Origin of the sequence: Bacillus cereus group sp. BcHK124 (genome assembly GCF_027712065.1) — a bacterium.
GTDB classification, from domain to species: Bacteria; Bacillota; Bacilli; order Bacillales; family Bacillaceae_G; genus Bacillus_A; species Bacillus_A pacificus.
Genome location: NZ_JAQFPJ010000001.1, coordinates 49,768 through 68,473 on the forward strand (window position 1 = coordinate 49,768; position 18,706 = coordinate 68,473).

Consider the following 18,706-nt stretch of genomic DNA (forward strand, 5'->3'; position numbering starts at 1 on the left):
TTCGCTTTTTTAATTTGTTGCATGCTTTTTGGACATTGGAATAGATACTGGCTGCTTTTCTTCTGCTTTTTCTGTTTTTGGATAATAAATTAAATCCAATGTTTTTGCCTGTACGGCAATCGAAAGAATAGTAAAAGCAATTTCTGTCCAATTTAAATAATATAATGAAAGCGCAAGAACAATCGCGTCAAAGACGAAGAAAATTTGCCCAATTGTAAAACGTGTTTTTTTACTTAATACAATTGTTAAAATATCGTCTCCACCGGTTGCACCGCCAAATCGCAATATAAAACCGAGTCCAATACCAGCTAACGCACCGCCAACTACTGCAGCTATAAATAAATTGTTTGATAAATCGACCGTAAATGGAGAATAATTTTCCATAAGAGAATAAAATACTCCGAATGAAATTGAACCTAAGAATGAATAGCCAACCATTTTTCTACCTAACAATGACGCGCATAGTAGAATAATTGGGATATCCATCATTACAGTTGAAATAGATGGTGAAATATCATAAAAATTTTGGATGAATAGTGCGATACCTACAAAACCACCTTCTGTTAAGTGGTTTTGGAAGTGAATGTGATATAGCGCTGCTGCTAAAATAAATGAACCGATTAAAACCATAAAAACTTCTTTAATAATTTGTCGACTTTGGATGTTCCTCATCGTTATTCCTTCTTTCCGTAGTTAGTAGTCCTTTTTTGTGTTGTAAACTAACTACGAGCTCACATGTAGCTTCAGTTAGTTTACGAAAAAACTAACTACGCTATATGTCGCTGAAGAAATAACGAATAATCCTCTCGTCCATCAATTCTCCCTACTTTCGTTTTAGTTTAAGTCTTAAAACGACTAAACAAAACGTGGAGTAGGATTCTTCATTTAGCAATCCTGCTCTTCTTTGTTTTGTTTAGCTAGTAACAATTAAGCCCTAAACAAAACGCTATGTGTAAGAAGAGTCTTTTTTTTGCCAAATTATCCTTCGGGCAATCATAATTTCCCCACTCTCGTATTTTTTTCGCTAGACTAAAGTATCTGAGCTGGAAAATACGCTACGTGTATGATTCATCAATACGATGCCACATGCTCCTTCGAGCGATCATGATATCAAAATCCCTTCCTTCAAGATTTATATTATTATATCATACTTTCAAAAAATGTATGCGGATGGAAACCGACAATAAACGGAGGAAATCTACAAAAATTGTTATGTTTAAATATTTTTGTAGAAAAGCCTAAGTTATTTTGGAGAATTGGACAGTTTTTTTAGTTTGTCCAATAAGTAAGAAAAGAAGAGTTTCTATTCAGTTGTATTTTTATCATCATTTTTATCTTTAAAAAACGCATCCCAGCTAATCACACTTAAAAAAGTTAAAGCGATAATAACGAAAGCGCGCATAAGTGTAAGGCCTCCTTTTGTACATAGTATATGAATCATTTACTTTATAATGTGTCATATTTTTACAAATTTTAACTATTATGAGAGTATATTAATATAGATAGATAAAGAGGAGAGTGAGAATATGCTAAAAGACATGTTTAAAAGAAAAGAGTTAACATGTGTTTCATGTCAGAAAAAGATTCAATATGAAGAAGAGCTTGTTGCTTTTGTAAAGTTGCCGAAAGAAAGAAGTATATTAGTTGGTCCATTTGATGCGTGTTTGGCAAAAACAGCACAAGAAATATATTGTAAATCGTGTTACGACAAAAAAGCATGACCCAAAATAATTGAGGGGCATGCTTTTTTCATTGGTGTGCTTTCCCCTCAGATACATTTTGAGTGAGTCGATACCAAAGCCAAAGGTCATTAATGATGGAAGCGAGATCGGCAATTTCTGAATTCAGTTTGCAAGAAATTTCGAAGTCTTCTTCGTTATTTAAATGATGCTGTTTTGCATTAATATAATGTTCGAGTTCTTTTATACGATCAGGAATCTTTCCGCGAACTTGTTCCCATTTTAATAAAATCGCATGTTGCATTTTTTCGGGGATATCTTCCCAGTCTTCTTGTAAATGCGGAACTTCAATTCCGAGATGTTCATCGTATAAGAAATACTTTTCCATAAGTTCACCCCCGTTTTCCTGCTTATATTGTACAAAAAAACAGAAAGAAGTTCGACGAAATTGTTTGAAAAAATTTGAAAATGACTCTTGATACATTTTGTAAAAGGTGTTAAAGTGTGAATTATTATAAAAGAAAATGAATATTTATTCTTTAGGGGGATGCAAAATGGAGAAGAAAAAAGTTGTATTAGCATATTCTGGAGGCCTTGATACTTCCGTTGCAATTAAATGGTTACAAGAGAAGAATTATGATATTATCGCGCTTTGTTTAGACTTAGGGGAAGGTAAAGACTTAGCATTTGTAAAAGAAAAGGCACTTTCAGTAGGGGCAATTAAATCATATATGATTGATGTTCAAGAAGAATTTGCAAATGAATATGCATTGATGGCGATGCAAGCGCACACGTTATACGAAGGGAAATACCCTCTCGTTTCAGCGTTATCACGTCCGCTTATCGCGAAGAAATTAGTAGAGATTGCAGAACAAGAAGGAGCGACTGCAGTGGCACACGGATGTACAGGGAAAGGGAATGATCAAGTTCGTTTTGAAGTTTCTATTCAAGCGTTAAATCCTTACTTAGAAGTGATTGCGCCTGTACGTGAATGGAAATGGTCACGTGAAGAAGAAATTGCCTATGCAAAAGAAAACGATGTACCAATTCCGATTAATTTAGACAGCCCATTTTCAATCGATCAAAACTTATGGGGACGCAGTAATGAATGTGGCATTTTAGAAGATCCATGGGCAGCACCGCCAGAAGATGCATATGAGATGACATTAGCATTAGAAGATACACCGAATAAACCAGAGTTTGTAGAAATCGGTTTTGAAGCAGGCGTACCGACAACTTTAAATGGTACTGCATACCCACTTTCAGAACTTATTAAAACGTTAAATGCACTTGCTGGAAAACATGGCGTTGGACGTATCGATCACGTAGAAAATCGCCTTGTTGGTATTAAATCGCGTGAAGTATACGAATGCCCAGCAGCGATGACATTAATTACGGCGCACAAGGAACTGGAAGATTTAACACTCGTAAAAGAAGTAGCGCATTTTAAACCGATGATTGAGCAGAAAATAACAGAACTTATTTATAACGGCTTATGGTTCTCGCCTTTAAAACAAGCGCTGAATGCTTTCTTACAAGAAACGCAAAAAAATGTAACAGGCATGGTGCGTGTGAAATTATTTAAAGGCCATGCGATTGTAGAAGGACGTAAATCTGAGTACTCTTTATACGATGAAAAATTAGCAACGTATACTGCTCAGGATGAATTTAATCATGATGCAGCAGTTGGATTCATTTCATTATTCGGTTTACCGACGAAAGTATACAGCCAAGTGAATCAAAAGAAGGTGGAAGCGTGAGCAAACTTTGGGGCGGACGTTTTACAGAAGAAGCGGAAGCATGGGTTGAAGAGTTCGGAGCATCCATCTCCTTCGATCAACAATTAGTAAATCAAGATATAAACGGAAGTATTGCACACGTAACGATGCTAGCAAAGCAAGGCATCGTTACGAAAGAAGAAGCAGAGAAAATAAAGATAGGTCTTCAATATGTATTAGAAGAAGCGAAACAAAATAAATTGCATTTTTCCGTTGAAGCGGAAGACATTCATTTAAATATCGAAAAGATGTTAATTGAAAAAATCGGTGAAGTAGGCGGGAAACTTCATACTGGCCGAAGTCGTAACGATCAAGTCGCGACAGATATGCATTTATATTTAAAAGAAAAAGTAGAACATATTATAAAAGCTACAAAACAATTGCAAACTGTTCTTGTTCATCAAGCAGAAAATAATATTGAAACAATTATGCCTGGTTATACGCACTTGCAGCGTGCCCAGCCAATTTCATTTGCGCATCATATTCTCGCTTATTTTTGGATGTTAGAGCGTGATGTGAATCGTTATGAAGATTCATTAAAGCGTATTAACATTTCCCCATTAGGAGCAGGAGCGTTAGCAGGAACGACATTCCCAATTGACCGAGAATATAGTGCGGAGCTTCTTGGATTTAATGGAATGTATGAAAATAGTTTAGATGCAGTAAGCGATCGTGATTTCATACTGGAGTTCCTAAGTAACTCCTCTATGCTTATGATGCACTTATCGCGCTTTTGCGAAGAACTTATTTTATGGAGTAGCCAAGAGTTTCAATTTATTGAAATGAGCGATCAATATGCAACGGGAAGCAGCATTATGCCGCAAAAGAAAAATCCAGATATGGCGGAACTAATCCGTGGTAAAACAGGCAGAGTATACGGTAATTTATTTAGTTTACTTACAGTAATGAAGGGATTACCGCTCGCTTACAATAAAGACTTGCAAGAAGATAAAGAAGGAATGTTTGATACAGTAAAAACAGTAGAAGGATGCCTTCATATTATGGCAGGCATGCTAGAGACAATGACTGTAAACAAAGAAAAAATGGGGCAAGCTGTAACGCAAGATTTCTCTAACGCAACAGAAATTGCCGACTACTTAGCAAACAAAGGACTACCATTCCGTCAAGCTCATGAAATTGTTGGAAAGCTAGTGCTACACTGCACACAAAAAGGAATTTATTTAGTAGATGTACCACTTGCAACGTATAAAGAAATGAGCTCGTTATTTGAAGAAGATTTGTATGAAGTGCTGTCACCGTATGCGGCTGTAAAGCGCCGTAACAGTGCTGGTGGGACTGGATTTGAGCAAATTGAAAAAGCTTTGGAGAAGGCGAAAGGATTAGTTGGAGAGTTTGTAGGAATTAAATGATGTATGAGATAGAAGGTAAGGTGCTTTTTATAGAAAGCACCTTACCTTTTTGTATTTAGATTTTTATAGGAGTATTTATCATTTCATACTCATAAAATGATGTTTCTCATGTATCGCTAATAGTTGAATAGATTGAATCAAATTAGGATAGTGAGCAATTGGATCTAAAAATACGATATGCCCTGCAATATTTTCTTCTATATTTTGAACGAGTTTTTTTATTTCATTTGTTTCACGTGTAAGTAATTCTTCTAATTGAGTTACATTCATAGATTGATAGACTTTTTTTGAAGGGATTAAAATCCAAGGTGCTTTCATTCCTTTGCCATGCTTTTCTTTATATTCGGCATAAATGTCATGTATTTCAGTGGCAAATGGGGCGTTTTTTCTTAGCTTTGCATAAGGGATAAGGGTGAAAGAGAATTTAATTGCTACTTTAAGCATCTTTGCAATTAAATATAAGTGATAAAAGTGTTCACCAATAGACCATTTTTTGTCCTCTTTCCTATACCATAGTTGTTCTTTTGATAGTGAATGGAGATGAGGAAGGAATTCGTTCCTTTGTACATGTAATGTATGAAAATGTTTTGAGATATTTTCAGATTTCATATTTTGACAGCCTCCACATTTTTCCTAATTATAGCATTTTTCGTGTGGATGTAAGTAAGCCTAGAGCAATTTGCTCTAGGCTTACAATGTATCGATTAATCATACTTATGTCGATCTTCCGTAATTCGGATATACTCAATATCCATCAAATCTCTAAGCAGTGCACCGTTACTTAGTTCAACTCCATGTTTCTCTTTAAAATGTGCGCGAATTGTATCTAACATTTCGATTTCTTTCCCATTCACATCTAAAATAATACGTTCAGAATCATCCATGTAGCATCCTCCTTTTTTAAACATATATATTTTGTCCGTCTATTTCTAAAAAATGTATGTTAACGTAATGTTAGGAAATAAGAAAGGGATGGAAAATGAGACGTATTTATTTTATAGGGTTAATTTTGTACACATTAATTGTATTACATGTTGCATTCCCAAATGTTTTTTCATTTGAGGATGTAGAAACAGTACATATCGGGATATTTATCTTTATTCTATTTGTAGTAGACTGCTGTATTTCAATATGGCTTTCGAAAAGAAAACATGTACAAGATAAAAAAGAAATGGAACGAAAAAAGAGAAAACGTTCATTTTGGATGATGACGTACTGTTTATCCTTAGCGCTTACTGCTGTCTTTTTTAGTGAGCATGTTCCATTAGAAAGATTAAATATTGGCTTTGGAGCGTTCGTATTTGCATACTATTTTTTTATGCACTTTCTTCCTTATATGAAAGAAAAGCGAGGAGAAGAGGAAGATCCGCTTGTAGAAGAAGCGAGAGAACAAGAGCATAAGAGAATAGAAGAAGATATAAAGAAACTAGGGGAACAAAAATGGTATTTGAAATCTAAAATCATATATGTTCTTTGCTTTATTACGCCGCCAATTGGCTATTTGTATGTATTCTGCCTTCGTAAAAAAATGACAGAAGATGCAAGGCAATCTTATTTAACAGTAGCTACGATTATGATGGCATTGTGGTCTTTGAAGTTTCTTCCGCCTTATGTGTTGGCAGTAGCTATTATTGTGCTAGTTTGTCTTGTATTTATAGTGAAGTATGTGAAATAAGTTGTAGTTATATAGACTACAGCTATATAATTATAATTGTAATAATATTATATAATGATTTATTTGAAAAAGGGGATGCGGTATGGGTTTAATAAAATCAGTAACTGGAGCAGTGTCTAAAGCTGCAGCTGAAGTAGTGGGCGGTGCGATAGAAGTAGTAGGCGAAGTTACGAACAGTAATTTCATAAAGGATGTTGGAAAAGGGGTTAATAAAGCTACGGTTAAAACTGGAGAAATCGTTGGGAATCTTGCTGATGGGACGTATGATGCTATAGGCGGTCTCATTACAGATGATAAACAGCAAGCGAAGCGAGGATACAAAGAAATACTGGGAACGGTTCAAGATACAGCAACGACAATTGGGAAAGGTATTGTACATGTTTCAGAAAAGGGAGTTGAAACGGTGCAAGCGATACGGGAGGGAGATACTGATAAAGCGATAGAAGCAGGAAAAGAATTAGCGAAGGTTGCAGCTGTAGGCGTCTTCTCAGTTGGAGTTATTGATATAATTGATGGTGTGGATGGAATCGCCGACGGAGTAGAAGGCGATAGTGTAGCACAAGCATCAGCTCCAGAAGCAATGGATGTAGAATATGCAGCGGAGGAAAACCCGAATACTCATCATGTAACACCCCATGAAAGAGTTTTACCTGATGGAAGAACAATATGGGTAGATGGTGATGGGGATACGAGTGTAAATACACAAGGTGGCTGGGAGCAACATAATCCAGATTACAGAATTCCTAAAGTATAAATGAAAATAGGGTAGATAAGAGAAAGTCTCTTATCTACCCTATTCATTTTTATAAATTAAAGCTCACCTTGCTCCTCATCGCCACGAACAACAAGGACATCGCATTTCGCATAGCGAATAATATGTTCAGAGACGCTACCAATTAGGAAACGTTCAACAGCATTTAAACCAGTTGCACCACACATAATTAAATCTACTTTATGATTTGGAGCGATTTCTTTTGAAATTTTTGATTTAGGATTACCAAATTCTAATACAGTTTCAATTTTTTCAAGGCCAGCTTCAAGCGCAGTTTTTTTGTAGTCTTCTAATAAGTCTTCTGCAAATAGATTTGCACGTTCAGCAATTGCACGGCTATAAGCTTCTACTGCTGAGTATGCTTTTACATCAACGATATGAGCAATAGTTAATGTTGCATTGTTGCGTTTTGCGACTTGAATTGCTTTTTTAAAGGCTTTTTCTGCTTCTTTAGAACCATCCACCGCGATTAAAATATTTGTATATGTATTATTCATAGTAAATTCCTCCCAATCATTTTTATTACTGTTTACAACTTTATTATAAAACAAATTTTGGTAATGTGCTTGTCGGAAACGTTACAGAATTTCGAAAACTCTGTTTTGATTCATTTTAGTTGTAATTGGTGCGAGAACTTGTTACATATGAACTATAGCAATTTAAAAGGGGGCCGTTTTGTGAGACACGCGCTCATTACAGCCGGTACGAAAGGTTTAGGAAAGCAAGTAACAGAAAAATTATTGGCTAAAGGCTATTCAGTAACAGTAACATATCATAGCGATATCACGGCTATGGAAAAGATGAAAGAAACATATAAAAATATGGAAGAGCGTCTACAATTCGTGCAAGCGGATGTCACGAAAAAGGAAGATTTACATAAAATAGTAGAAGAATCGATAAGCCGTTTTGGTAAAATTGATTTCTTAATTAATAATGCTGGTCCATATGTATTTGAAAGAAAAAAGTTAGTCGATTATGAAGAATGCGAATGGAACGAAATGATTCAGGGTAATTTAACAGCGGTATTTCATTTGTTGAAACTTGTCGTTCCGGTTATGAGAAAACAGAACTTTGGCCGTATTATTAATTACGGATTCCAAGGGGCGGATAGTGCACCGGGATGGATTTATCGTTCAGCTTTTGCGGCAGCGAAAGTAGGACTTGTTTCATTAACGAAAACAGTAGCTTATGAAGAAGCAGAGTATGGTATTACTGCAAACATGGTATGTCCTGGTGATATTATTGGTGATATGAAAGAAGCGACAATTCAAGAAGCACGTCAGTTGAAAGAACGTAACACACCAATTGGTAGATCTGGAACAGGTGAAGATATCGCAAGAACGATTTCGTTTTTATGTGAAGACGATTCCGATATGATTACCGGTACAATTATTGAAGTGACTGGTGCAGTAGATGTTATTCATAGACATCGATAGAGAAAAATAAAGTGAAGTTTCGAATAACTGGACAGTTTATCCTGTATGCAAAGAGGTGCGGATAATACTGTCCTTTCATGTAAGATTAAATCTATCGGAAAACTTGTATTATTTTTTGTCAAATATTGAGATATTATGTTAAAATATAAGAGCGTAGAAAGCGCTTTAAAAAATGATTCAGGGGTCATTTCATAACTCAAGGGGGAACTAATCATGCGTATCGGTATTCCAACAGAAATTAAAAACAATGAAAACCGCGTGGCAATGACGCCAGCGGGAGCAGTACATTTAGTACAAAATGGTCATGAAGTTTTTGTTCAAAAAGGAGCAGGTTTAGGATCTGGCTTTACGGATGAAGAATACGTACAAGCTGGTGCAAAACTTGTTGCAACTGCTGAAGAAGCATGGAATCAAGATATGGTTATGAAGGTAAAAGAGCCAGTTGCAAGTGAATACGGCTATTTCCGTGAAGGTTTAATTTTATTCACATACTTACACTTAGCTCCAGAACCAGAATTAACGAAAGCATTAATTGATAACAAAGTTGTATCAATTGCATACGAAACAGTACAATTAGACAATCGTTCACTGCCATTACTTGCACCTATGAGTGAAGTAGCTGGTCGTATGTCTGCACAAATTGGTGCACAATTCCTCGAAAAAAACAAAGGCGGTAAAGGTATTTTACTGGCAGGCGTTCCAGGGGTAAAACGCGGCAAAGTAACAATTATCGGCGGTGGTCAAGCTGGTACAAACGCAGCGAAGATTGCAGTAGGTTTAGGTGCAGATGTAACAATCATCGACTTAAGTGCAGAACGTCTTCGTCAATTAGATGACATTTTCGGTAACCAAGTAAAAACATTAATGTCTAATCCATATAACATCGCAGAAGCTGTAAAAGAATCTGATCTTGTTATTGGTGCAGTATTAATTCCAGGTGCAAAAGCGCCAAAACTTGTAACAGAAGAAATGATTCAATCAATGGAGCCAGGTTCTGTCGTTGTAGATATCGCGATTGACCAAGGTGGTATTTTCGAAACAACTGACCGTATTACAACTCATGACAACCCAACTTACGAAAAACATGGCGTTGTTCATTATGCAGTTGCTAATATGCCAGGTGCGGTTCCACGTACATCAACTCTTGCATTAACAAACGTAACAGTACCATATGCAGTACAAATTGCGAACAAAGGCTATAAAGATGCTTGCTTAGGCAACACTGCATTATTAAAAGGTATTAACACATTAGATGGATATGTAACATTCGAGGCAGTTGCAGAAGCTCACGGCTTACAATACGCTGATGCAAAAGAGCTACTTGAAAAAGCTCCTGCTTTATCATAATAGAAATACATGTAAGCCCCTCCTTTCGTAAGGAGGGGCTTTTTATTGAGGCTAATTGTCTAGTTTCTTTACAATTTTCAATCCGAACATCATTGTAAAGAAAAGAATGCCGAACAAGTAATATAAGGCATACTCAACTCGTATCATCGAGTTTTTGTCAGTGATATATAAAATAAATAGTATCGCGGAGCCGACTAAATGAGAGAGACCGAAAATTTGTGCCATAAGTTTTAAACTCATCTTTTCGATTCTTTCATCCATCTCAGGTAATGGATATTTCTCTGCATCGGTCTTTTTTGTCTTAAAGAATATTCGTTTCACTACGAATAGTATCAAAGAGAAGAGTATGTATACGCCAGCGAATAAAAGGACAGAACTAATCTTTTCTTCGTCATTACTATTGAAATAAAGAAGAGCTGAACCTAACAGCAAAATGGTAAGATGCGAAATGAACTTTTGATTAAAAGTATTTTTCATTCTTTTTCCTCCCCAGTTTTATCTAATTGAAATAAATCTTCTACTTTACAGTTGAAAAACTCACATAATTTCAATGCTAATTCTAAACTTGGGTTGTATTTGTTTTTTTCGATAGCGATGAGGGATTGTCTAGTGATTTGAACAGAGGAAGCTAATTGTTCTTGGGTGATGTCTCTAACGACGCGGAATTGTTTTACCTTATTTTTAATCAAATATACAAAGTCTCCTTTTTGTAAATTTGTTACATTTATTATATCCATTTTTAGGTAATAAGTAAATGAAACTTTACAAAAAGTAAATAAAACTTTACGTGAAATATAGCTTGTTATAATGTTATTTTTTGTGATAATTTGGAATTAAATGAAAAATGAAAGTCAAAAGAGGGGATTGGGTGGGAAGCAAAAAGAGGAGGAAAAAGCAAGCAAAGAGACAAAAGTATATAAAGAAAAAACAGGAACAGAACATACCTCTTTCTAAAAAAATAGTCATTATGATAGAGAAAACATTTCGGTATATTTGTATGTTCTTGTACGTAATTTTTTGTGTGTTTTTATGCGGAATGGTTAAAAGTTTGGGGATCACCCCTAATTTTATTGAAGGTATTTTTGGCGTTACACTTGTTATGGTAGAAGGAATCTTATTCTTTATATTATTTAATAAAGTATGGCCTAGTCATGAAAGTAAGAAAGATAAGCAAAGAAAAATGAGCAAAAAATCTTCATACGCCTCAAGTTCATCAAGTGGATTCGGTGACTACAGTAGCAGTGATTGTAGTAGCTCAAGTGATGGCGGAGGAGATTGCGGAGGCGGTGGAGATTAAATTAGTTTTTTCAGAAGAACGATTAATGAAAGGGTGGGACGAAATATGGAGACTGTGAATTTATTAGAATTAACAAAAGACATTCAAGATCAACATAAAAACTTCGTTGTTTCAAATGTGAATAGTCATTGCTTACGAATCGCTGTATTTACTGGTGAATATGATTGGCACTATCATTCGAATTCGGATGAATTATTTATTGTGTTAGAGGGAGAATTACTTATTGATTTTGAAGATGGAGAAACAGCGGTATTAAAGCCGAATGATTCTATTTTAATTCCGGCATGTACGATTCATAGAACGAGAGCATTAAAGAGAACGGTAAATCTTTGTTTTGAAAATATAGAGGCGGATACGATTAAAGTGGAGCAATTATGAAAAAATTATCTGTAGCCGAGTATAGAAAAATCCTTCCGATTTTAGAAAGTCATACAAAAACGACGACGTTTGCTTATGCGGTATGTGATCAAATGATAGATGGTGAGGTTTTTGTAAACGAGAAGTTAACAGCAGGACTAATTCGTACAGCGAATGGCATTTATTATGTATTTGGTCATACGGATGATCAAAATTATAACGAAGATTTATTTTCGTATATAAAAACGTCTATTGAAAAAACAGAGAAGAGATTTACATTGTTTACTTCGAGTGACGAGTGGGAAATGATGATAGAAGAGCGTTTTAGTCATGTACTTCGAAACATTCCGCGAATGAAATTTCAAAGTGTAACCTTTGAAGGGAGAAAACGAGATTGTAACAAAAATACATATGAAGTGAAGCGTATTGATAGAAGAGATATAGAACGAAGCAGTGAATTTACAGAGGAGTATTACAAAGAATATTGGGGATCAAAAGAAACATTTTTAAACGGTGGTTTTGGATTTTGTATAGAACAAGAGGGAATGATTGTAGCGGAATGTGTTTCAATATTTAGTGGGAATGGATTCGCTGAAATTGATATTGTGACGCATAAAGCATATCAAGGGAAAGGATTAGCCCAAGCTGTTGCAACACGGTTCATTGAACATTGTATGCAAAATGATATTACACCGTGCTGGGATTGTTATGTAGACAATATTTCTTCGCGAAAATTAGCTAACAAATTAAGTTTTCATAATCCAATAGAATATAGATTATTTGTACGGAAGAAAACGGGGGAATAAAAATGAATGTGGAATTAACGAGATTTAAAGTAAAGCCTGGTAAAAGTCATCGTGTAGATGAATGGATGCAGCTTCTTAATGACAATATGAAAGAAGTACTTTTGACATTAAACGACGAAAAGATGTACGTTGAGACAATTTTCCGGGAAATAAGAGATGGAGAAGAGTACTTATATTGGTATTCTGTGCAAGGAGAAGGCGGGGCTCTTGTCGAAAATTCTCATCATGAAATTGATAAAAAGCATTTGGAATTTTGGTATGAATGTATTGATGAAGAAGCATCCGCTGTTGATATGAAAACAGAAGTCGTTATGATTCAAGAAGTTGTGAAGGATGCGATGAAATAATAGATTGGTATTTTGTAACCGTAACATGGTCATCTTTTTGGTTGGAATATATATTATTGGAGATGCTGTAGGATGACAATTAATAATAAATATATCACTCTCGATGAAATAGAAATAGTAAGAGAACCTTTAAATAAATTGCATGAATATCATAACAATAAATCAAAATATTTTTCTGGTGATTATCCAAGAATGACATTTGAGGAACGTATTGAAAATTATAAACAAAATTCAAAGTACGGAGAATATAGAATTGAATTATTAGTTGAGTCGGAAACAGATGATATATTAGGATTTTGTATAGCGTATAGTAAAAGAGCAAGTGGGAAGATTGAAGTTTTATTCGTTGATGAAAAATACCGAAGAAACGGATTTGGTTTGAAATTAATGAATAGTGCAGTGGAATGGTTTAAAGCGAAGAAGATAGATGAAATTGAATTAACAGTAGTGTACGGAAATGAAGCTGTATCGTTTTATGAAAAGCTGGGGTTTTATCCTCGTTCAATTATTATGGCGACTAAGTCATAACTATAGTGTGAGGAGAGATGAGTGGGAGTTTTTGTTTCAAAAAATGATTCATATGTTACTAAAGTATATGCGTAGAGCACATCAAAATAGATGTGCTTTTTATTATAATAAACATTTAGAAAGCTGTATTTAGATATCTTTAAGTGAAAATAAAAGGGGATATCACGAATCTTTTAGGACAAACTATAAAGAAATAAAAAACACCAAACCAAAAGACCTACCAATATATGGTGTAGTCGTAACAGGTAAAACAGAGGATTTACAAAGTTTACAAGGAGCGCCATATATTAAAGCGGCTGTTAGAGGTGTAACGGTTGAGAAATATTAATTACAGTCTATTAATGTGAATAATCAGAAAATTTATGTTATACTATGTGAAAAGGAGGTTTATATGAGGCAAATACATGGAGCAATTTATATTTACATAACAATGTTTTTCGTGGCGATATCTTATGGATTAGGGCACGTGTATTCGCATCCTATACTAACTTTTTTAAGCGGAGCATGTATGGCGTTTGCGCTTCTTGTCCACCTTTTCTCAGTTTGGATCGTGAAATTTCAATTAAATATTAGTGAAATAGAAGAAGGCACTTTTTAAGTGGCCTTCTTTTTCATTAGTATTTTCTTTTTAGGGAGTTGTTCGATTTGGTATGTTACTTTTTCAAGCGAGAGCAAAAGTTGGACGGGGCAATATAAAGGATATATTAAGGATGACAGTGAAGATGGAATGTTTACGTTTCAGTATAAGGGCGGGGATGGGAATACAGAATTCAAAAATTTGGAGATTTCTATTAGTGAAACGTTTCGTACAATGACACAAACGTCAGAAGTTCATAAAGGAGCAAGGATTGAAATGAAGTCTTCTTGTGTAAGTTGCGCGCCTCTATCTAAAGATGAACCGATAGAGATTGTGATTAAATGGGATGATAAGTATGAGGAGAAGATGGTTTTAAAGCGGAAATAGAAAAAGGCAGCACTCAAGCTGCCTTTTTGTTATTTTACAAATTGTAATTCTTTCGGGAATTTCGTTAAAATTTCTGATCCGTCTTTTGTGATGTAAATATCATCTTCAATACGAACGCCACCTACGTTTGGTACGTAAATACCTGGCTCGATTGTGAAGACCATACCTTCTTTTAATGGAGATTCGTTACCAGCTTTTACATCTGGGTATTCGTGCACGCTAATTCCAAGTCCGTGACCAAGGCGGTGCGGGAAGAAGTCGCCGTAACCTGCATCTGCGATAACAGAACGAGCAGCGTTGTCGATTGCGCCAAGTGTAACACCTGGTTTACATGCTTCAACTGCTTGTAGTTGTCCAGCAAGTACAGTGTTATAAATGCGAGTTTGTTCTTCAGAAATGTCACCGAATGCTACTGTACGTGTAATGTCAGAGCAATAACCATCAATGATTACGCCTAAATCAAATAGTACGAAATCGCCGCGTTTCATTTTGTTTGCACCTGGAATACCGTGTGGAAGGGCAGAGTTTGCACCTGCTAATACCATCGTATCAAATGACATTTTATGTATGCCTTCTGTTTTTAATTCGTGTTCAATAATTGCTAATACTTCTAGTTCGCTACGATCTTCTTTAATTGCATTTACACCAACTTCAACAGCATAGTCTGCCATTTTAGCTGCTTCGCGTAAAATAGAAAGTTCTTTTTCGTCTTTAATTAAACGAAGTTCACGAACTTTTTCCTCAGCTGACGTGAAAGCTGCATTTGGGAATAGTTTTGTTAATTCTTCGTAGCGCTCTACGTTTAAATGTTCTTTTTCAATTGCAACTGCATTTGCATTGATACCGCGGTCTTTAATTGCTTTTGCAATCATATCCCATGGTCTGTCAGTATCAGTAAAACCGATAATTTCATGTGCCCAGCCAGCGTTACGTGCTTGGCCTTCTTCCATTTTAGGGCAAATTAAAATAGGTTCTTTCTCTTGGAATACAAACATACCAAGAAGTCTTTCGTGTGGTTCACAGTGGAAGTTTGTCATGTAGAAGACGTTCGGTGTAGAAGTTAAGAACGCAGCTTCAACGTTTTTTTCTTTTAGCCATTGCATTAAATTTTCTAATCTAGCATTCATCGATTGGCACCCCCGAGATATTTAATTACAAATATAACTTTAACTCGGAAGAAAGCGTTATGACAAGTAAATCGATGTTAGAAAAGACAGGGAATTGAAAAATCATGTAGAATAAAAAGTGAGAATGTAATAAGGGGAGGAATGTAATAATGAAAGTATCTTATCATGGGCATTCAGTTGTAAAGATTGAAACGAATGGAAAAGTAATTTTAATTGATCCGTTTTTAACAGGAAATCCGAAAACAGATTTAAAGGCTGAAGATGTAAAAGTAGATGCGATTCTTTTATCGCATGGACATGGTGATCATGTTGGAGATACAGTAGAGCTTGCGAAGAAAAATAATGCAGTTGTAGTGGCACCATTTGAACTAGCGACATTTTTAAGTTGGCAAGGTGTAAAAACACATCCGATGCATATTGGTGGTTCACATGAATTTGACTTCGGAAAAGTGAAGTTTACACAAGCATTCCACGGCTCTAGTTATATTGATGAAGAAAATAAGACGATTACATATACAGGTATGCCAGCGGGTATTTTATTTACAGCAGAAGAGAAGACTTTGTACCATGCAGGGGATACTGCCCTATTCTCTGATATGAAATTAATAGGGGAATTAAATAACATTGATGTAGCATTTTTACCAATTGGTGATAATTTCACAATGGGACCAGAAGATGCTGTTTTAGCAGCAAAATGGGTTCAGGCGAAAACTGTTGTACCGATGCATTACAATACGTTCCCGGTTATTGAACAAGATCCATATCAATTTGTAGAAAAGCTACAAAATTGTACAGGGAAAGTATTAGAAGCTGGAGAAAGTATTACACTATAGAAAAGAAACCCTTCATTTGAAAAGACAAGTGAAGGGTTTTTTACGTGTGTAGAACAGCTTGTAAAGGTTGTACTTGTTTTGATGATTCTTTTCTTTTTGGAAGTGGCTGTTCAGGTGTTTCATTCAATTCCATTGCAACTTTTTTCCCGTCTACGAAAGCTAAAAATACAGCACTTACAACTTCTAATAATTTTTTCATCATGTATCCGCTCCTTTGTTTTATTTCTTGTCTTCATTGTATATGGAAGCGGCTGGACAAACTATCGAACGAGATGACAATACCATTACATTGTTGTAATGGAAGCGGTGGTGTAATGTAAGGCGTATTTTGTTATAAAAAAAATAGTACAGATATATAAAGAGAGAGTGTAACAGTTTTGAAAATATAGTATACTGAAAATACAACACATGAAGAATTTAGGGAAAAGAAAGTATGGTGAAACCATTTGGCTACCAAGCATAACCAAATTTTAGAACATATTAATAGCCTGCCAGTAGGGCATAAAATTTCTGTAAGGCAAATTGCAAAAGATTTGAGTGTAAGTGAAGGTACAGCTTATCGTGCAATTAAAGATGCAGAAAATAAAGGGTATGTTAGTACGATTGAACGTGTCGGAACAATTCGAATTGAACAAAAGAAGAAAGAAAATATTGAAAAGCTGACATATGCAGAAGTCGTTAACATTGTCGATGGTCAAGTACTTGGAGGCAGAGAAGGACTACATAAAACGTTAAATAAATTCGTAATCGGAGCAATGAAATTAGAAGCGATGATGCGCTATACAGAAGCTGGAAACTTACTTATTGTCGGTAATCGTACGAACGCACATCAATTAGCGTTAGAAACTGGAGCTGCGGTGTTAATTACGGGCGGATTTGATACGGAAGATCATGTGAAGAAATTAGCAGATGAATTAAAACTGCCGATTATTTCAAGTAGTTACGATACATTTACAGTGGCAACGTTAATTAACCGTGCGATTTACGATCAGCTGATTAAGAAAGAAATTGTACTCGTTGAAGATATTTTAACGCCAATTGAAGAAACGTTATATTTAAAGCCAGATGATACAGTGCAGCAATGGCATGCATATAACGAAGAGACGATGCACGGAAGATATCCGATTGTTGATGAAAATAAAAAGGTGTTAGGTATTGTAACTTCAAAAGATATGATCGGTGTAGCGAAAGAAACACCAATTGATAAAGTGATGACAAAGCATCCGATTACGGTAAATGGAAAAATGTCTGTCGCAGCTGCGGCACGTATGATGGTGTGGGAAGGTATTGAGTTACTTCCAGTTGTTGATGAAGGAAATAAGTTGCAAGGTATTATTAGCCGTCAAGATGTACTTCAGGCGTTGCAAATGATTCAGCGTCAACCGCAAGTCGGTGAAACAATCGATGATATTGTAACGAATCAATTTATGACGCCGAAAGAAGCGAAAAATGAGCATCTATATCAATTTTCAGTGACACCGCAAATGACGAATTCAATCGGAACGCTATCTTACGGTGTATTCGCAACGATTGTGACAGAAGCAACGAATCGCGTTATTCGTGCACAAAAGAAGAGCGATTTAATTGTTGAGAACTTAACAATTTATTTCGTAAAACCAGTTCAAATTGACAATGTTGTATCCGTTCATCCGAAAGTATTAGAAATTGGACGTAAATTTGGTAAGGTTGATGTAGAAGTACATCATGAAGGTAATGTTGTTGGAAAAGCGTTACTTATGGTGCAGTTAATTGATAAATAAAAAGATGGAGCAAGCCGCTTTGGTTTGTTCCATTTTTTTTAGAACGCTACAATAGGGAGTTTGTAAATTTAGTTTGCAATCGAATCTATCGCGTTCTGTTTCATATTCATAAGTATGGGCACGCAATCGTTTGAAGATGCTTGAACAATAATTGTGGAGGTGTCGAATGGGAGCAATAATTCTCTTTTTAGGGGTAGTATTTGCAATAACTTTTCATGTGTTAACACATAGAAGAATGGATATAAAGAAAAAGAAATTGTATGTAGTAAGTTTGATTTTCGCTATTGTTTGTTCCTTTATCTCTACAGCTGGAGAAAATAAGGGCGATTTTCTATACTTTGGTGTACCAGCTGAAACATTTGTTTATTATGGCGGATGGGAAATTTCGTTTCATCCATTAGGCTTTTTCTTTAACTTTATTTTGTTTTATTTTGTTTTGAATTTATTATTTAAGCTACGTAAGGGCTCGGGTAGAGAAGTAAAAAAGTAGCAGGATATGTATCGGTGCGGATAGAAAATTGGTGATTACTCGATAAGAAAGTTTAAGCTATTAATTATTACTATGCTTCACTATACGAACTAGGGGGATAGGAATGGATTTTCACACTGGAAAATGGTTATGTAAGCAAT

26 protein-coding genes and 1 pseudogene are annotated in these 18,706 nt (G+C 35.4%); 18 read left to right on the forward strand and 9 right to left on the reverse strand.

Features of this window, described 5'->3' with window-relative positions; all coding sequences use genetic code 11:
- Positions 1-9: 9 nt before the first annotated feature.
- On the reverse strand, positions 10-672 hold the full coding sequence (locus PDK19_RS00295) for a YitT family protein (RefSeq protein ID WP_001244531.1): 663 nt from the start codon (positions 670-672) through the stop codon (positions 10-12).
- A gap of 854 nt (positions 673-1,526) precedes the next feature.
- Between PDK19_RS00295 and PDK19_RS00300 the strand changes: the two genes are divergently transcribed.
- Positions 1,527-1,721 carry a hypothetical protein gene (locus PDK19_RS00300; RefSeq protein ID WP_000910290.1) on the forward strand — a complete coding sequence of 65 codons (195 nt, stop codon included), beginning with the start codon at positions 1,527-1,529 and terminating at the stop codon, positions 1,719-1,721.
- Between the two features lie 28 nt (positions 1,722-1,749).
- Here PDK19_RS00300 and PDK19_RS00305 read toward each other — a convergent pair whose 3' ends face one another.
- Entirely contained in the window at positions 1,750-2,067 is a 318-nt protein-coding gene (locus tag PDK19_RS00305; RefSeq protein ID WP_014893478.1) for a hypothetical protein, read from the reverse strand.
- A gap of 166 nt (positions 2,068-2,233) precedes the next feature.
- On the opposite strand from PDK19_RS00305, the gene PDK19_RS00310 reads away from it, so the two are divergent.
- Both PDK19_RS00310 and argH read left to right on the forward strand, forming a co-directional pair.
- Positions 2,234-3,439 carry an argininosuccinate synthase gene (locus tag PDK19_RS00310; RefSeq protein ID WP_000412314.1) on the forward strand — a complete coding sequence of 402 codons (1,206 nt, stop codon included), beginning with the start codon at positions 2,234-2,236 and terminating at the stop codon, positions 3,437-3,439.
- Positions 3,436-4,827, forward strand: a complete 1,392-nt coding sequence (gene argH / locus PDK19_RS00315; protein WP_270706425.1) for an argininosuccinate lyase — start codon at positions 3,436-3,438, stop codon at positions 4,825-4,827. Before PDK19_RS00310 ends, argH begins: the two co-directional genes overlap by 4 nt.
- Before the next feature lie 78 nt (positions 4,828-4,905).
- Here the strand turns inward: argH and PDK19_RS00320 are convergent, their stop codons facing one another.
- Both PDK19_RS00320 and PDK19_RS00325 read right to left on the reverse strand, forming a co-directional pair.
- On the reverse strand, positions 4,906-5,436 hold the full coding sequence (locus PDK19_RS00320; RefSeq protein WP_014893479.1) for a DinB family protein: 531 nt from the start codon (positions 5,434-5,436) through the stop codon (positions 4,906-4,908).
- A 95-nt stretch (positions 5,437-5,531) separates the two neighbouring features.
- On the reverse strand, positions 5,532-5,711 hold the full coding sequence (locus PDK19_RS00325) for a hypothetical protein (RefSeq protein WP_014893480.1): 180 nt from the start codon (positions 5,709-5,711) through the stop codon (positions 5,532-5,534).
- Between the two features lie 95 nt (positions 5,712-5,806).
- Here PDK19_RS00325 and PDK19_RS00330 point away from each other — a divergent pair, with 95 nt between their 5' ends.
- Positions 5,807-6,502: a hypothetical protein gene (locus PDK19_RS00330; RefSeq protein ID WP_049112490.1), complete on the forward strand. Its 696-nt coding sequence runs from the start codon at positions 5,807-5,809 to the stop codon at positions 6,500-6,502.
- Positions 6,503-6,584: 82 nt separating this feature from the next.
- Entirely contained in the window at positions 6,585-7,256 is a 672-nt protein-coding gene (locus PDK19_RS00335) for a hypothetical protein (protein WP_049112489.1), read from the forward strand.
- 56 nt (positions 7,257-7,312) lie between these two features.
- Here PDK19_RS00335 and PDK19_RS00340 read toward each other — a convergent pair whose 3' ends face one another.
- Entirely contained in the window at positions 7,313-7,771 is a 459-nt protein-coding gene (locus PDK19_RS00340; protein WP_001066673.1) for a universal stress protein, read from the reverse strand.
- Between the two features lie 147 nt (positions 7,772-7,918).
- On the opposite strand from PDK19_RS00340, the gene PDK19_RS00345 reads away from it, so the two are divergent.
- Positions 7,919-8,710, forward strand: coding sequence for an SDR family oxidoreductase (locus tag PDK19_RS00345; protein WP_041184571.1), 792 nt, complete (start codon positions 7,919-7,921; stop codon positions 8,708-8,710).
- A gap of 213 nt (positions 8,711-8,923) precedes the next feature.
- Positions 8,924-10,057, forward strand: a complete 1,134-nt coding sequence (gene ald, locus PDK19_RS00350) for an alanine dehydrogenase (RefSeq protein ID WP_001219392.1) — start codon at positions 8,924-8,926, stop codon at positions 10,055-10,057.
- Between the two features lie 51 nt (positions 10,058-10,108).
- On the opposite strand, the gene PDK19_RS00355 is transcribed toward ald, so the two are convergent.
- Positions 10,109-10,534 carry a hypothetical protein gene (locus PDK19_RS00355; protein WP_074567714.1) on the reverse strand — a complete coding sequence of 142 codons (426 nt, stop codon included), beginning with the start codon at positions 10,532-10,534 and terminating at the stop codon, positions 10,109-10,111.
- A complete protein-coding gene (locus PDK19_RS00360) occupies positions 10,531-10,794 on the reverse strand; it encodes a helix-turn-helix transcriptional regulator (RefSeq protein WP_002003636.1) in 264 nt (87 codons plus the stop codon). Before PDK19_RS00360 ends, PDK19_RS00355 begins: the two co-directional genes overlap by 4 nt.
- Before the next feature lie 131 nt (positions 10,795-10,925).
- Between PDK19_RS00360 and PDK19_RS00365 the strand changes: the two genes are divergently transcribed.
- From PDK19_RS00365 to PDK19_RS00400, 8 genes and pseudogenes are all read left to right on the forward strand, one after another.
- Positions 10,926-11,354, forward strand: coding sequence for a hypothetical protein (locus tag PDK19_RS00365; protein WP_073529839.1), 429 nt, complete (start codon positions 10,926-10,928; stop codon positions 11,352-11,354).
- Positions 11,355-11,399: 45 nt separating this feature from the next.
- Complete coding sequence (locus PDK19_RS00370) at positions 11,400-11,732, forward strand: cupin domain-containing protein (protein ID WP_000450952.1); 333 nt, start codon at positions 11,400-11,402, stop codon at positions 11,730-11,732.
- The gene (locus PDK19_RS00375) at positions 11,729-12,517 is read left to right on the forward strand and encodes a GNAT family N-acetyltransferase (RefSeq protein ID WP_000736736.1); all 789 of its coding nucleotides are present in this window, start codon (positions 11,729-11,731) and stop codon (positions 12,515-12,517) included. Before PDK19_RS00370 ends, PDK19_RS00375 begins: the two co-directional genes overlap by 4 nt.
- Positions 12,518-12,519: 2 nt before the next feature.
- Positions 12,520-12,864, forward strand: a complete 345-nt coding sequence (locus PDK19_RS00380; protein WP_088106383.1) for a DUF6176 family protein — start codon at positions 12,520-12,522, stop codon at positions 12,862-12,864.
- A gap of 72 nt (positions 12,865-12,936) precedes the next feature.
- Positions 12,937-13,392 carry a GNAT family N-acetyltransferase gene (locus PDK19_RS00385; protein ID WP_049111433.1) on the forward strand — a complete coding sequence of 152 codons (456 nt, stop codon included), beginning with the start codon at positions 12,937-12,939 and terminating at the stop codon, positions 13,390-13,392.
- A gap of 136 nt (positions 13,393-13,528) precedes the next feature.
- A pseudogene (locus PDK19_RS00390) lies at positions 13,529-13,720 on the forward strand (anti sigma factor C-terminal domain-containing protein); the annotation flags it as partial.
- Positions 13,721-13,783: 63 nt separating this feature from the next.
- Positions 13,784-13,990 carry a hypothetical protein gene (locus tag PDK19_RS00395; protein WP_001248905.1) on the forward strand — a complete coding sequence of 69 codons (207 nt, stop codon included), beginning with the start codon at positions 13,784-13,786 and terminating at the stop codon, positions 13,988-13,990.
- On the forward strand, positions 13,991-14,356 hold the full coding sequence (locus tag PDK19_RS00400) for a hypothetical protein (RefSeq protein ID WP_000863718.1): 366 nt from the start codon (positions 13,991-13,993) through the stop codon (positions 14,354-14,356).
- A gap of 29 nt (positions 14,357-14,385) precedes the next feature.
- Here the strand turns inward: PDK19_RS00400 and pepQ are convergent, their stop codons facing one another.
- The gene (gene pepQ, locus PDK19_RS00405) at positions 14,386-15,483 is read right to left on the reverse strand and encodes a Xaa-Pro dipeptidase (RefSeq protein ID WP_000994041.1); all 1,098 of its coding nucleotides are present in this window, start codon (positions 15,481-15,483) and stop codon (positions 14,386-14,388) included.
- Between the two features lie 149 nt (positions 15,484-15,632).
- Between pepQ and PDK19_RS00410 the strand changes: the two genes are divergently transcribed.
- Entirely contained in the window at positions 15,633-16,316 is a 684-nt protein-coding gene (locus PDK19_RS00410) for a metal-dependent hydrolase (protein ID WP_000868938.1), read from the forward strand.
- 40 nt (positions 16,317-16,356) lie between these two features.
- Here PDK19_RS00410 and PDK19_RS00415 read toward each other — a convergent pair whose 3' ends face one another.
- Complete coding sequence (locus tag PDK19_RS00415; RefSeq protein ID WP_041184491.1) at positions 16,357-16,518, reverse strand: hypothetical protein; 162 nt, start codon at positions 16,516-16,518, stop codon at positions 16,357-16,359.
- 244 nt (positions 16,519-16,762) lie between these two features.
- Here PDK19_RS00415 and PDK19_RS00420 point away from each other — a divergent pair, with 244 nt between their 5' ends.
- Both PDK19_RS00420 and PDK19_RS00425 read left to right on the forward strand, forming a co-directional pair.
- On the forward strand, positions 16,763-18,076 hold the full coding sequence (locus tag PDK19_RS00420; RefSeq protein ID WP_000201583.1) for a CBS domain-containing protein: 1,314 nt from the start codon (positions 16,763-16,765) through the stop codon (positions 18,074-18,076).
- Positions 18,077-18,242: 166 nt separating this feature from the next.
- The gene (locus PDK19_RS00425) at positions 18,243-18,566 is read left to right on the forward strand and encodes a hypothetical protein (RefSeq protein ID WP_049111432.1); all 324 of its coding nucleotides are present in this window, start codon (positions 18,243-18,245) and stop codon (positions 18,564-18,566) included.
- The last annotated feature ends 140 nt before the right edge of the window (positions 18,567-18,706 follow it).